We start from the raw sequence: 12,657 nt of genomic DNA on the forward strand, positions 1-12,657 counted from the left end.
GAACGAGTCTGAGGATAACAAAATGCAGATCATCATCACCGGCGGCGGTGGCTTCCTGGGCCAGAAACTGGCCCGGGCCCTGCTGCAAGGCCCCCACCCCTTCACCGAGCTGCTGCTGGTGGACATCCAGCAGCCGCAATCCCCCCTACCGGACCCCAGGGTTCGCTGTTTGCGGGCCGACCTCACCGAACCCGGTGTCGCCGAGTCCCTCATCAGCGAGCGGACCGCCGTGGTCTACCACCTGGCCGCCATCGTCAGCAGCCACGCGGAGCAGGACTTCGATCTGGGCTGGCAGGTCAACCTGGACACCACCCGCACCCTGCTGGAGGCGTGCCGCCATGCCCGGCCCGGCATCCGCTTCATCTTCACCAGCTCGCTCGCCGTCTATGGCGGCCCGCTGCCGGAGCTGGTGAATGACGGTACCGCCCTGACCCCCACCTCCTCCTACGGCGCCCAGAAGGCCATGGGGGAACTGCTGGTCAACGACTACAGCCGCAAGGGCTTCGTCGACGGTCTGGTATTGCGCCTGCCCACCATCTGCGTGCGGCCGGGCAAGCCGAACCGCGCCGCCTCCTCCTTTGTCAGCAGCATCATCCGCGAGCCGCTGCAAGGGGAGAGCGCCATCTGCCCGGTGAGCCCGGATCTGCGCCTCTGGCTCTCCAGCCCCGCCACCGTGGTCGCGAACTTCCTGCTGGCGGCCAGGCTCCCCGCCATCGGTGACGCCCGCAGCATCAACCTGCCCGGCATCAGCGTGACCGTCGGCGAAATGCTGGAGGCCCTCGCCCGGGCCGGTGGCCAGGCGGCCCGGGATCGGGTGCAGTTTGCCGCCGATCCGGCCATCGAGCGCATCGTGGCGAGCTGGCCGGGACGCATCGACAACCAGCGGGCCAGCACCCTCGGCTTCGCGGCAGACAGGACGTTTGCCGACATCATCGACAGTTTCATCACCCATGACATGCAGGAGGCATCATGAGCGACATCCCAACCCCCATCATCGGTCTCATCATCGCGGTCTTCGTGCTGGTGTTCCTGGTCATCCGTACCCGGGTGCACGCCCTGATCGCCATGCTGGCAGCGGCCTGCATCGCCGGGATCACCGGCGGCATGAGCATCGACAAGACCCTCACCGTGATCACCCAGGGCTTTGGCTCCACCCTCGGCAGCATCGGCATCGTCATTGGCCTCGGGGTCATGATGGGTCGCCTGCTTGAGGTCTCCGGCGCCGCCGAACAGATCGCCTACAGCTTCATCAAGTGGCTCGGCAAGCGCCGCGAGGAGTGGGCACTGGCCATCACGGGCTACATCGTCAGCATCCCCATCTTCGTGGACTCCGCCTTCGTCATCCTCTATCCGGTGGCCAAGGCGCTGGCGAAAAGCGGCAAGCGCTCCCTGCTCACCCTGGGGGTGGCGCTCGCGGGCGGCCTGGTGGTAACCCACCATACCGTGCCGCCGACCCCGGGCCCGCTGGGGGTTGCCGGCCTGTTTGGCGTGGACATCGGCGCCATGCTGCTGACCGGCATGGCCCTGGCCATCCCCTGCGTGCTCGGCATCGTCTTCTACGCCCAGTGGCTCGACAAGAAGTACCCCGAGTTCGGTGCCCAGGCCGCCCAGACCCCGGACGAGCTGCAAGCCACCTATGAGCAGTACCTCAAGGAGAAGGAGGGCAAGACCCTGCCGAGCCTGACCCTGTCGCTGCTGCCGATCCTGGTGCCCATCGTGCTCATCTTCGTCAAGGCCATCTTCACCACCCTGGCCACCCTGGAGGGCATGGACGGCCTGATGGCGAACCCCCTGGTGCAGGGCATCAACTTCATCGGCACCCCCATCATCGCGCTGGCCATCAGCGTGCTGCTGGCGGTCTATACCCTGGTCCCGCACATGGACAGGCACGCCACCGCCGCCCGCCTGGAAGAGGGGCTGCAATCCGCCGGCATCATCCTGCTGGTGACCGGTGCCGGCGGGGCGCTGGGGGCCGTGCTGCGCGACAGTGGCGCGGGTCAGCAACTGGCCGAGCAGATCGCCCAATTGCCCATCTCCCCCATCCTGATCCCCTTCATCGTGGCGACCCTGGTGCGCCTCATCCAGGGATCCGGCACCGTGGCCATGGTGACGGCGGCCTCCATCTCCGCCCCCATCCTGGCGCAGATCCCCGGGGTCAACATGCTGCTGGCCGCCCAGGCCGCCACCATGGGGTCGCTCTTCTTCGGCTACTTCAACGACAGCCTGTTCTGGGTGGTCAACCGCATGATGGGGATCTCCGACGTCAAGCAGCAGATGATCGTCTGGTCCATCCCGACCACCATCGCCTGGGCCATCGGCGGCACCGGCGTCGCCCTGCTGAACCTGCTGTTCGGCTCCGGCGGCACCTGGTTCGACCCCGTGCTGCCGCTGCTGGTGCTGGCCCTCATCGTCTGGTACGTCAAGGGGCAGTCCCTGGCTCCGTCGGCAGGGGCCGTCCCGAGCCGGGAGTCATAACCCGCACCGTCACGGCAACGCTGTGTGACGAGGGCCAGTCTGCTAGACTGGCCCTCTTTTTCGTTCATTCATCTTGCAAAGGAGTGTTGGATGCCTGCGTCTTCCTGGTGGGACAAGTCCACCGGTTTTGCCCTGCTCACCATCTTGTTGTGGGCCTCCCTCGCCGCGCTCACCTCCCGGATCACCAGCGTCTCGCCGCTGGTGCTGGTGGGGCTGGTGCTGCTGTTCTGCGGGGCGGGCACCCTGCCATTCTGGCGCCAGTGGCGCGCCAGCCCCCTCACCTGGCTGGTGACCATCACCGCCCTGCTGCTCTATCACCTGCTGCTGTTCACAAGCTTTCGCCACGCCCCCGTGCTGGAGGCAAACCTCATCAACTACCTCTGGCCGCTGTGCATCATCCTGTTCACCCCCTTGCTGCTGCCGGGTCATCCCCTGAGCCTGCACCATCTGCTGGCCGGGGCCCTGGGTCTCGCGGGATCGGTACTGGTGATGGTCGATGGTCACCTGCAGTTGCAACAGGCCCATCTGCCCGGCTACCTGCTGGCCCTCGGCGCCGCCATCGTCTGGGGCGCCTATTCCGTGCTCTCCCGCCGCCTACCTCCCGCTCCTGCCGTGGTCACGGCCGCCGCCTGCCTGCCCGCAGGGCTCCTGGCCCTGCTGCTGGCATGGATGCTGGAGGGACCGCTGCCGGTGGCCCGCATCCCGGCAGGTGACTGGGGCCTCATCATCGGGCTGGCCCTCGGCCCCATGGGGGCGGCCTTCGTCACCTGGTATCTGGCGCTGCGGGACGGGGATCCGCGCCGCATCGGCGCGCTCGCCTACCTCACTCCCTTGCTGAGCACCCTGCTGCTGGTCTGGCTCAACGGCGAGGCGCTCACCCCGCGCCATCTGCTGGCGGGGGGGCTCATCATGGGCGGCGCCCTGCTCGGCCTGCTGGTGAAGAGCCCAAGTCAACGGGAGCTGGCACGGCCACTGTCATAAAAACGCCATCAGACCTGATTAAGCTCGCGCCCATTGCGTGATTCAAGCAGGAATCTGATGTGAAAATTGCCCATTTTGCCTCCCTCTCTTCCCTCGTCTTGCTGCTGGTGGCCGGTGTTCAGGCCACCGCGCTCTATCATGGCTGGCAACAATTCAACCACTCGGCCCAGGCCCAGCGTTTGCAGGAGCGCCTGCAACAGCAACTGAGCGGTCCGCTGCAGGGGGCGCTTCGCGACTATCTCGGCAGCGGGGATCCCCTGTTGCTGGCCCAGGCCCAGGGAGTGCGTCAGCAGGCGCTGGCCCTGCTGTCCCGCCTGGAGGATCCCCAGACCCAGCCGCTAAACGCCCGGCTTGAGCAGATGAAAACCCGCATTGACGGCGACTATCTGGCGGCGGGCAAGCTCTCCGGCAACAGCCAGTGGTTGCTGCAAAATGCCGAGAACGAGTTGACCACCCAGGCCAAAGCCTTGCTCCGTTACGGCCAGCAGGGGGCTGCCGCCGGGCGGGATCCGGCCCTTGCCGAGCAGTATCGCCAGGGGGCGGCCGACATCCTGACCGCCCTCCCCTCCCTCGCCCACCAGCGCCAGAACTACATGGAGCAGGCGAGCGCCAAGCGCCTCGAAGGGCTGCAATTCGAGCTGGCTGCCCTGCAAAAACAGGCAGACTCCCTGGCCGCCCTGCCGAGCCTGGCACTTTTCGAGGAGGCACCGGCCGACGAATTCACCCTGGGAGAGCCGATACGCAAGGAGCTCGGGGATCAGCCCAAAGCCGAGCTGACCTCCCTGCTCAAGCGCTATCCCCAGGAGCTGGAAAACAGCCGCAAGGCGCTGCAACAGCAGCAGGCCGCTCGTCAGATGGTGCAGCAGGACATCACCCAGCTGCTGCAAGCGGGGGAGCAATTGGGCGAACAACTCGCCGCCGCCCGTCAGACCATGAACCGGGAGCTGGCCACCGTACTCGGCGTGCTGGCGCTCTGCCTGGTCGTGGTGGCCCTGCTGTTCGCCCTGGTGCAGCGTCGCTGGCTGGTCAGGCCCCTGCTGCAACTGCGGGCAGCCTTCCTGCAGCTCGACGCCACGGGTCAGGCCCAGCTGCTGACCCCGGGGCGCGAGCGCAACGAGCTGGCGGACATCGTCGCGAGCTACAACCGCCTGATACAGCGCCTGCAACAGGATCAGCAGCAGAAAGAGGGCCAGCTATCGGCGGTGTCGCAAAGTCTGCAAGGGATGGTCAACCAGGTGCAGGAGATCCATCACAGCACCCGCACCACGGAGCAGGCGGTGGACGAGAGCGACACCATGATGCAGGAGCTCAACCAGCTCGCCAGCGAGGTGCACCAGGTCGCCGCCGAAATCGCCCAGCACGCCCAGCACAATGAACACTCCATGAGCCAGAGCGAGCGGCTGGTCGGGGGCATGCTGACGGCTACCGCCCAGACCGGGCTCGCCATCGACGAGAGCAGCGGCGCCCTGGCCCAGCTGACCCGCTCGGTGGAGGACGTGACCGCCATCGTCGACGTCATCGGCCATATCTCCCAGCAGACCAACCTGCTGGCCCTCAACGCCGCCATCGAGGCGGCCAGGGCCGGGGAGCAGGGACGCGGCTTCGCGGTGGTAGCCGACGAGGTGCGCCACCTCTCCGCCGACACCCAGCGCTCCCTCGGCCAGATCACCGAGATCCTGGCGAGCCTCACCCAGGCGGGGGATCAGCTCGCCACCGTGCTGGCCCGCATCACCGCAGAGGCCGCCGAGCAGCGCCAGCAGGCGGAGCAACTGCGCCAGACCACCCTGACGGTGCGGGAGATGGCGCGCAGCACCGCCGTCATCGCCCTGCAGGGCGCCGACAATGCCAAGAGCCAGGAACACAGGCTGGCGAGCTTCGCCGCCCTCATCGGTCGCATCAGCCAGCACGCCCGCCAGGGCAGTCGTCTCTCGGTACAGGTCTCGGAGCACATACACCACCAGGCCCAGCAGATCCCCCGGATCCTGAGCCAGGCCTGATAACCCCCGGGTCTGGCTCGCACCAGACCCGGGGCGCGCTCCCTGTCTACCTGCCCGCGGTACGGCCTTGCCGCAATCCTTCTCTTGATGCTCCCGTCATGTCCTCACGGCCAATGACGGGTTGCCTCATCCATTCAGTCACAGGCTCCCTCACCCCTTTCACATCTCTGGTCCCCCTGTCTGTCGGGGCAACGGCTCACGCTCACGACAGTGGGCATCCCGCCGGGCCCATCTTTTTTTGTGATACAAAATTATATGTTGCCACCGGGTTAACAAAGAAAGTTCTGCCTTGACGGCAAGATCTGCGCAGGAGAACGGTGAAATCACCATGAAAGCGCTGTCATTGCCGACATGAGTGGCCTGGGAGTGCCCACACCAAGAATCATGATTATTTGCACTCGGTCATATTTTTGAAACTTGCCGGGAACTTTACATTGATATTTCGCACCGCGAACGTACTCTTGGTGATGTCAGATCGCCAAGGATCGACAGCCAAAAAATAACGACTGTAACGATGCAGATAGCCCCGACCGATGCGCCAAGGCATCAGGCACAAGGGCACGACAGAGAACCATTTTTTTGCCCTTAGGGGTGTTGATTGCAATGCCAATACCGAGCGGCAGGTGCCTACCCGGCTGCCGGATAAAAAAGCTAAGTCCATAAAATCAGGAGCAATAACAAATGGAAAAAGTGATCTTCAAGCGCGCCGCGTTGAGTGCTGCCGTGGTCGCGGCACTGGTCGCACCCGGCATGGCGTTCGCCGCTCAAGACATGATGAGCCCGGAATACGGCAAGTCCTACAGCGCCTTCATCGACGAAGGCAAGCTCACCGGTGGCCTGTTCTACTTCCAGCGTGAGCGTGATCGCGTCCAGGCCGGTCCGGGTCAGGATGGCAAATACCACTCCAACCTGAGCCATGCCACCACCCAGGCAGCCCTGAACTTCAACTCCGGCTATGCATGGGGTGTGGTCGGCGTCGACGTGGGCGGCTTCGGTGCCTACGACCTGGCCGTTGACGAGAGCAATGGCGTCAACGAAGAGAACGAGTTCTCCTTCTGGGGCGACAAGTGGGGTTCAGGTGGTGACGGCGTTCCCGAGAACGGCTTCAGCCTCTCCAACGCCGCCCTGAAATTCAAGTTCGGTGACGCCGTCACCGCCAAGGGTGGTTACACCCAGCTCTATGTACCCGGCATCCTCGGTGTCAACTGGTCCTATCAACCCGGTACCTACCGTGGTGGCCAGATCGAAGGCACCTTTGGCGGCCTCTACCTGACCTACGCCATCGCCGACGAGTACAAGGCTCCCTGGTTCAAGAACACCACCGGCTTCTCCAAGAGCAGCCCCTATGCCAGCGATCCCTTCACCGATGCGAACAAGATCGACTACATCCACGGTCTGGCCGCTCGCTACACCTTCGAGAACGGCACTGCCGTCACAGCCGGCTTCGGTCAGTCCGAAGGCTACATGGACAGCTACCACTTCAAGCTGGCCCACAAGTTCGACGTACTGGGTGGCCTAAACACCAGCTACCAGTTCTACGGTTCCGACACCGAGAACAGCGACTATGACGGCCTGGCCTGGCAACAAGCCCTGACCGCCAGCTGGGCAGCCGGCCCCTATGGCTTCCGTCTGGAAGGCCTGTGGACCAAGGCTGAAGGGGATCTGGGCAACTACCTGCCCCGTCTGACCCGCGGCTACGGCAACTCCCAGGGCGCGAACGAAATCTGGTGGGATTCCCGCTCCGACTGGAACCACAACGACGAGAAAGCCCTGTTCTTCGGCGTGACTCGTTCCCTGGATGATCTGGTGGGTGCACCGGGCTGGGGCGTGGGTGTCTCCGGTGCCTACGGCTGGGATGCCAACAACGGCGACAAGTCCCTGGAAGGCGGCAAAGAGTGGGCAGCCAACTTCGACGTCATGTACACAGTGCAGGATGGCAAGCTGAAGGGCACCCTGTTCAAGCTGCACTACACCGACTACAACAACGAACAGGACGACAAGGGCAGCTGGTACTACCCGAACATGTTCAGCTCCGAGCATGACGTCAAGTTCCACATCATCATGCCGTTCACCATCATGTAATCAGGCATCTGACGTGACCGAAAACCGGGCCTCTGGCCCGGTTTTGTTTTTGGTGGCACCACGCTACCATGCCAACTTCGGGCCACCTGCCGGCCGTCAACCAGGACCATGCTCATGCCCCATCCCTTCGTGCTCGTCACCGGCTGCTCCAGCGGCATCGGCCTCACCGCCGCAAGAACGCTCGGCGCCCGGGGCTTCACCGTCATCGCTTCCGCCCGCAAGGCCGAGGATGTGGCCCTGCTGCAGCAGCAGGGTCTGTTGGCGGTGCAACTGGATCTGGCGGACAGCACCAGCATAGAGCGAGGGGCGGCAGAGGCGCTGGCCCTGGCAGAAGGGCGCCTCTACGGCCTCTTCAACAACGGCGCCTACGGCCAGCCCGGTGCGCTGGAAGATCTACCCACCGAGGCGCTGCGCGAGCAGTTCGAGACCAACCTCTTTGGCTGGCATCACCTCATTCGCCAGATATTGCCCCCCATGCTGGCGGCAGGCGAGGGGCGCATCGTGCAGAACAGCTCGGTGCTTGGCCTGGTGGCCATGAAGTATCGTGGCGCCTACAACGCCAGCAAGTTCGCGCTGGAAGGCTATACCGACACCCTGCGCCTGGAACTCGCGGGCAGCGGCGTGCACATCAGCCTGATCGAACCCGGCCCCATCGACACCCGGTTTCGCGCCAATGCCCGGGAGGCCTTCCTGCGCCACATAGACCCGAGCGCGAGCCGCCATCAAGACGCCTATGCCCAGACGCTGGCCAGGCTGGAGCGTGAAGGGGGTGCCCGGGGCTTTACCCTGCCAAGCGAGGCCTGCATCCCGCCGTTAGTGCATGCGCTCACGAGCAAGCGTCCCAGGCACCGCTACCCGGTCACCTTCCCGACCAAATTGTTTACCGTGCTGCGCCGCCTGCTGCCAAGCCGCTGGCTTGACAAGCTGCTGATCAAATCCGCCTGATAAAGGGGCCCTCGGTGGCCCTCCTCTTGACATGCACCGGTCTCAGCAACGATACCCGCTCAATAGTGCTGGCCGTTGCTGTAGTAGTGACTCTTGACGATGGGCAGCACCTGCACCACCACATAGGTCTGCTCCCCCAGCACCCCTTTCAGGTGGCGGGTGATGAGGGCGGCAGCGGCATCCTGCATCTCCTGCGGTCGTTCGAACCAGACCAGCTCCACGAAGGGAAAACCGGCTTCGGGCTGGCCATCTCGTACCCACTGGCTCGGCACGCACTCCAGGGTGATGAACTCCGGCTTGCCACCGGTCAGGGCGCAGAGCTCCGCCATCAGGGGGGCGCTTATCCGCTGCAGGGTGTCGACAGAAACTGCCCAAAAACGAAGGTGGGGCATGGGAAACCTCTTGGCTGTGACAAATGAGGACTTATCATAGAGCACTCATCCCGCTCACATAAGGTGCCTCATGAGATTCCATCCCACGCTGCTCTCCTTCCTGCTCTGCCTGCTGCTGCCGCTCCATGCCATGGCCGATCCGGCCTTTTACCGCATCAACAAGGGCAACGAACAGCACTGGCTGCTGGGGTCCATCCATGCGGGCAAACCCTCTCTCTATCCCCTGCCGGACCCGGTGGAGCGCGCCTGGCAGCAGAGCCGCGCCCTGGTGATGGAGGTGGACATGACCCACATCAGCCAGGAGCAGTGGCAGGAGATGGGCGCCATCACCCGGCTCGTCGACGGCAAGACCCTCAAGGATCACCTGCCCATCGACCTCTACCGTCGCACCCTCATCGCCGCGGGCCAGAACGGTCTGAACGAGAGCATGCTGGCCCCGCTGCGTCCCTGGTTTGCGGCCATTACCCTGACCCAGGCGGCCCTGGAGCGCACCGGCTATCGCGGTGAATACGGTGTCGACCAGCACTTCGCCAAGCGGGCGAACGACGGCGGCAAGCCCATCGTCGGGCTGGAGACCCTGCTGGAGCAGCTCGGCTATCTCGCGAGCGTCGGCGACAACCAGACCTTGATGCTGGAGAGCACCCTGGACGAGCTGCCCGACATCCAGCAGGGGTTCGACGCCGTGATGACCGCCTGGCAGAACGGGGACGAGGCCACCCTCATCAATCTGCTCAGGGAGGAGATGGCGCCGCCCAAGCTACAAGCCTGGCTGGAACAGACCCTGCTGGCAGAGCGCAACCGCAACTGGGTCAAGAAGTGGCCCAGCTTGCCGAACGAGAGCTTTATCGTGGTAGGGGCCCTGCATCTTTACGGCGAGCACGGGCTGCTCGCCCTGCTGGAGCAGCAGGGCTGGCGCATCACGCCCCTCACCGAACCGACCCTGGAGAAAGCAAAATAGCGTCCAGTCCGGCGACCTGACGCGCCGGATGCGCGTCGGCTCACAGAATTTGCTGCCGATTAAATAACCAGATAGGGAGTTGATCGAGATCATCCCCTCCCTCCTGAAGAGGTATCTATCATGCCTGTCACCGCCCAGTGACAGGAGTGAACGAGATGGAATTCTGGATGAACCTGATGTTCGGCAACAGCGTGGGGCTGATGTCCATGCTGGTGATTTTCGGCACCTTCCTGCTCATCAGCGCCTATGCGGTCTATTTCATCTACAAGGTGATGCACGCAGAGCCGCCCAAAGAGGGGCAATAACCAGGCTCGCTCAGACCGCCCTCCCCGGCAGGGCCGGGGCCTGCGAGCGTTGCCATTCTAAGGCCCACCAAGGCCCGCTATACTGGCTCCCTCATTTTCATGCGGGGAGCCTGCCGTGTCTCATAACGACGAACTCTCACTGTTCCTGCTTGAAGTGGCCGACGTGCGGCCCCTTCGCAGCGACCATATCGCCCCTGTTGCGGGCAACAGCAAGCCCACCGAGGCGCAACTCGCGCGCCGGGAAGCCGCCACCGCCGAACAACTCACCCTGGATCACCTTGGCACGGAAGCAGTCGAGATGCTGGACCCCCATGCCATCGTCGGCTTCAAGCGTGACGGCGTGCAGGAGGGGGTCTACAAGAAGCTGCGCCTTGGCAAATACGAGCTGCAAGGCTCCCTCGACCTGCACCACAAGACGCTCAACGAGGCCCGTATCGCCCTGGTGCAGTTCATTGCCGAATGCGAAGTGCGGGATATCCGCTGCCTGCTGATCCTGCACGGCAAGGGGGAGCGCAGCACCCCGCGTGCCCTGCTCAAGAGCCATGTCAGCGCCTGGCTGCCACAGTTGCCTTCGGTGATGGCCATGCACAGCGCCGAGCGCCGCCACGGCGGCAGCGGTGCGCTCTACGTATTGCTGCGCAAGAGCGAGCGCAAGAAGGCGGAAAACCGCGAACGGCACCAGAAGCGCCTCGGCTGACTGCCTGAGGGTGGCACCAGGGTGGATGGCAGTGCTAGCATCGGGCGGCCCCGATCATGCCAGGTACGGGGTGCATACCATCAGGGACGATAACAAGGACAATCCCATGTCATACCAGAAACTCGAACAACATCAGCAACAACTGCACCGCCTCTCCCACCTCTCCGCCATCTGCGGCTGGGATCAGGCCGCCATGATGCCGGAGGGGGGCAACGAGGCCCGCGCCGAGGCGATGGCGGAGCTTGGCGTGCTGATCCACGGCAAGCGCACCGCACCCGAGCTTGGGGAGTGGATTGCCAAGGCAGAGAGCGAACCGCTGGACGAGCACCAGCGTGCGAACCTGCGGGAGATCAAGCGCCAGTGGCAGGATGCAAGCCTGCTGCCGGGGGCGCTGGTGGAGGCGCTTTCCCTGGCCGGCAGCAAATGCGAGCATGCCTGGCGTCGCCAGCGCAAGGAGAACGACTGGGCAGGTTTTGCCCCGAACCTCGAGGAGGTGGTGCGCCTGTCGCGGGAGGTGGCTCGCCTGCGCGCCGACGCGCTCGGGGTGCGCCCCTATGACGCCATGCTGGCGCTGTACGAGCCCGGCATGACGAGCGCGCGGCTGGATCAGATCTTCGGCGATCTGACGAGCTGGCTGCCCGGCCTCATCCAGACCGTGAGCGAACGGCAGAAGAGCGACGTGATCCTGACGCCGCAAGGCCCCTTCCCGATCCCAACGCAGCAGGCGCTCGGTCAGGAGGTGATGGGGCTGCTCGGCTTTGATTTCGCGCACGGCCGGCTCGACGTGAGCAGCCACCCGTTCTGCGGCGGCGTGCCGACGGACGTGCGCATCACCACGCGCTACAACGAGCAGGAGTTCGTCTCCAGCCTGATGGGCATCATCCACGAGACGGGCCACGCACGCTACGAGCAGGGCCTGCCGCGCGCACTGCTCGGCCAGCCGGTGGCCGAGGCGCGCTCCATGGGCATTCACGAGAGCCAGAGCCTGTTCTGCGAGATGCAACTCGGCCATCACCCCGCGTTCCTCGCACAGATTGCACCGCGCATCCGCGCACACTTCGGCGAACAGGCCGCGCTCGCACCGGCGAACCTCGAGAAGCTGTACAACAGGGTCGAGCCCGGCTTTATCCGCGTCGATGCGGACGAAGTCACCTACCCGGCCCACGTCATCCTGCGCTACGAGCTGGAGCGGGACCTGATGGAAGGGCGCATCGAGGTCGCGGACATCCCCGAGCTGTGGGATGCCAAGATGCAGCAGTGGCTCGGCTTGTCCACGAAGGGCAATTACCAGAACGGCTGCATGCAGGACATCCACTGGACGGACGGCTCGTTTGGCTACTTCCCGAGCTACACGCTCGGCGCCATGTACGCGGCGCAACTGCGCTTTGCACTCGAGCGTGAGCTCGGCGACATGGGCACGCTCGTAGAGTCCGGCCGCCTGCCGGAGATCTTTGGCTGGCTCGGTCGCCATATCTGGTCACAGGGCAGCCTGCACGGCACGGACGAGCTCATTCGCCGCGCGACCGGTGAGGCGCTCAATCCCCAGTGGCTGCGCAAACACCTCGAACAGCGCTATCTGAAATAAGCGAGGTTGAACCCCCTCCCAGCCTCCCCCTTCACAAGGGGGAGGAGCTAACCCCGCCCCGTTCACAGAGGGGAGCTGTTTGTCCCCTCCCCTTACGAAGGGGAGGGTTAGGGTGGGGTCCTGCCCCCCTTACCTTACAAAGGGAGGACTGGGATTCCTCGGATCGCACTATTTTTGCTATTCCTGTCCGTTTTTGGCTAGTCACCCCTCTCGCCCCCGCTTAGTCTCTGGGACATGCCC

At 64.5% G+C, this 12,657-nt stretch carries 11 protein-coding genes; 10 read left to right on the plus strand and 1 reads right to left on the minus strand.

Annotation, left to right across the window (positions count from 1 at the left end; all coding sequences use genetic code 11):
- Positions 1-22: 22 nt before the first annotated feature.
- From denD to BN1120_RS20140, 6 genes are all read left to right on the plus strand, one after another.
- A complete protein-coding gene (denD, locus tag BN1120_RS20115) occupies positions 23-973 on the plus strand; it encodes a D-erythronate dehydrogenase (protein ID WP_042017723.1) in 951 nt (316 codons plus the stop codon).
- Complete coding sequence (locus BN1120_RS20120) at positions 970-2,475, plus strand: GntP family permease (protein ID WP_042017724.1); 1,506 nt, start codon at positions 970-972, stop codon at positions 2,473-2,475. Before denD ends, BN1120_RS20120 begins: the two co-directional genes overlap by 4 nt.
- A gap of 90 nt (positions 2,476-2,565) precedes the next feature.
- Positions 2,566-3,456 carry a DMT family transporter gene (locus BN1120_RS20125; RefSeq protein WP_042017725.1) on the plus strand — a complete coding sequence of 297 codons (891 nt, stop codon included), beginning with the start codon at positions 2,566-2,568 and terminating at the stop codon, positions 3,454-3,456.
- 59 nt (positions 3,457-3,515) lie between these two features.
- Positions 3,516-5,453: a methyl-accepting chemotaxis protein gene (locus BN1120_RS20130; protein WP_042017726.1), complete on the plus strand. Its 1,938-nt coding sequence runs from the start codon at positions 3,516-3,518 to the stop codon at positions 5,451-5,453.
- Positions 5,454-6,134: 681 nt separating this feature from the next.
- A complete protein-coding gene (locus BN1120_RS20135; protein WP_010673291.1) occupies positions 6,135-7,535 on the plus strand; it encodes an OprD family outer membrane porin in 1,401 nt (466 codons plus the stop codon).
- Between the two features lie 114 nt (positions 7,536-7,649).
- A complete protein-coding gene (locus tag BN1120_RS20140) occupies positions 7,650-8,480 on the plus strand; it encodes an SDR family oxidoreductase (protein WP_042017727.1) in 831 nt (276 codons plus the stop codon).
- Between the two features lie 59 nt (positions 8,481-8,539).
- On the opposite strand, the gene BN1120_RS20145 is transcribed toward BN1120_RS20140, so the two are convergent.
- Complete coding sequence (locus BN1120_RS20145) at positions 8,540-8,872, minus strand: DUF1904 family protein (protein ID WP_042017728.1); 333 nt, start codon at positions 8,870-8,872, stop codon at positions 8,540-8,542.
- A gap of 70 nt (positions 8,873-8,942) precedes the next feature.
- Here BN1120_RS20145 and BN1120_RS20150 point away from each other — a divergent pair, with 70 nt between their 5' ends.
- The 4 genes from BN1120_RS20150 to BN1120_RS20160 all read left to right on the plus strand — a co-directional run bounded on the left by BN1120_RS20150 (position 8,943) and on the right by BN1120_RS20160 (position 12,417).
- Positions 8,943-9,830: a TraB/GumN family protein gene (locus BN1120_RS20150; protein ID WP_041214639.1), complete on the plus strand. Its 888-nt coding sequence runs from the start codon at positions 8,943-8,945 to the stop codon at positions 9,828-9,830.
- Between the two features lie 155 nt (positions 9,831-9,985).
- A complete protein-coding gene (locus tag BN1120_RS21135; RefSeq protein ID WP_010673287.1) occupies positions 9,986-10,135 on the plus strand; it encodes a DUF3149 domain-containing protein in 150 nt (49 codons plus the stop codon).
- A gap of 115 nt (positions 10,136-10,250) precedes the next feature.
- Positions 10,251-10,832: a DNA endonuclease SmrA gene (gene smrA / locus BN1120_RS20155; RefSeq protein ID WP_042017729.1), complete on the plus strand. Its 582-nt coding sequence runs from the start codon at positions 10,251-10,253 to the stop codon at positions 10,830-10,832.
- Positions 10,833-10,938: 106 nt separating this feature from the next.
- Positions 10,939-12,417: a carboxypeptidase M32 gene (locus tag BN1120_RS20160; RefSeq protein ID WP_042017730.1), complete on the plus strand. Its 1,479-nt coding sequence runs from the start codon at positions 10,939-10,941 to the stop codon at positions 12,415-12,417.
- Positions 12,418-12,657 lie beyond the last annotated feature (240 nt).

The sequence above is a fragment of the Aeromonas caviae genome, from assembly GCF_000819785.1.
In the GTDB taxonomy this organism is placed as follows: domain Bacteria; phylum Pseudomonadota; class Gammaproteobacteria; order Enterobacterales; family Aeromonadaceae; genus Aeromonas; species Aeromonas caviae.

Bases quoted from the DNA above. Each gene is read 5' to 3' on its own strand.
- BN1120_RS21135 (WP_010673287.1), top strand. From the start codon at position 9,986: ATGGAATTCTGGATGAACCTGATGTTCGGCAACAGCGTGGGGCTGATG.
- BN1120_RS20125 (WP_042017725.1), top strand. From the start codon at position 2,566: ATGCCTGCGTCTTCCTGGTGGGACAAGTCCACCGGTTTTGCCCTGCTC.
- denD (WP_042017723.1), top strand. From the start codon at position 23: ATGCAGATCATCATCACCGGCGGCGGTGGCTTCCTGGGCCAGAAACTG.
- BN1120_RS20160 (WP_042017730.1), top strand. From the start codon at position 10,939: ATGTCATACCAGAAACTCGAACAACATCAGCAACAACTGCACCGCCTC.
- BN1120_RS20135 (WP_010673291.1), top strand. From the start codon at position 6,135: ATGGAAAAAGTGATCTTCAAGCGCGCCGCGTTGAGTGCTGCCGTGGTC.
- BN1120_RS20150 (WP_041214639.1), top strand. From the start codon at position 8,943: ATGAGATTCCATCCCACGCTGCTCTCCTTCCTGCTCTGCCTGCTGCTG.
- BN1120_RS20145 (WP_042017728.1), bottom strand. From the start codon at position 8,872: ATGCCCCACCTTCGTTTTTGGGCAGTTTCTGTCGACACCCTGCAGCGG.
- BN1120_RS20140 (WP_042017727.1), top strand. From the start codon at position 7,650: ATGCCCCATCCCTTCGTGCTCGTCACCGGCTGCTCCAGCGGCATCGGC.
- BN1120_RS20120 (WP_042017724.1), top strand. From the start codon at position 970: ATGAGCGACATCCCAACCCCCATCATCGGTCTCATCATCGCGGTCTTC.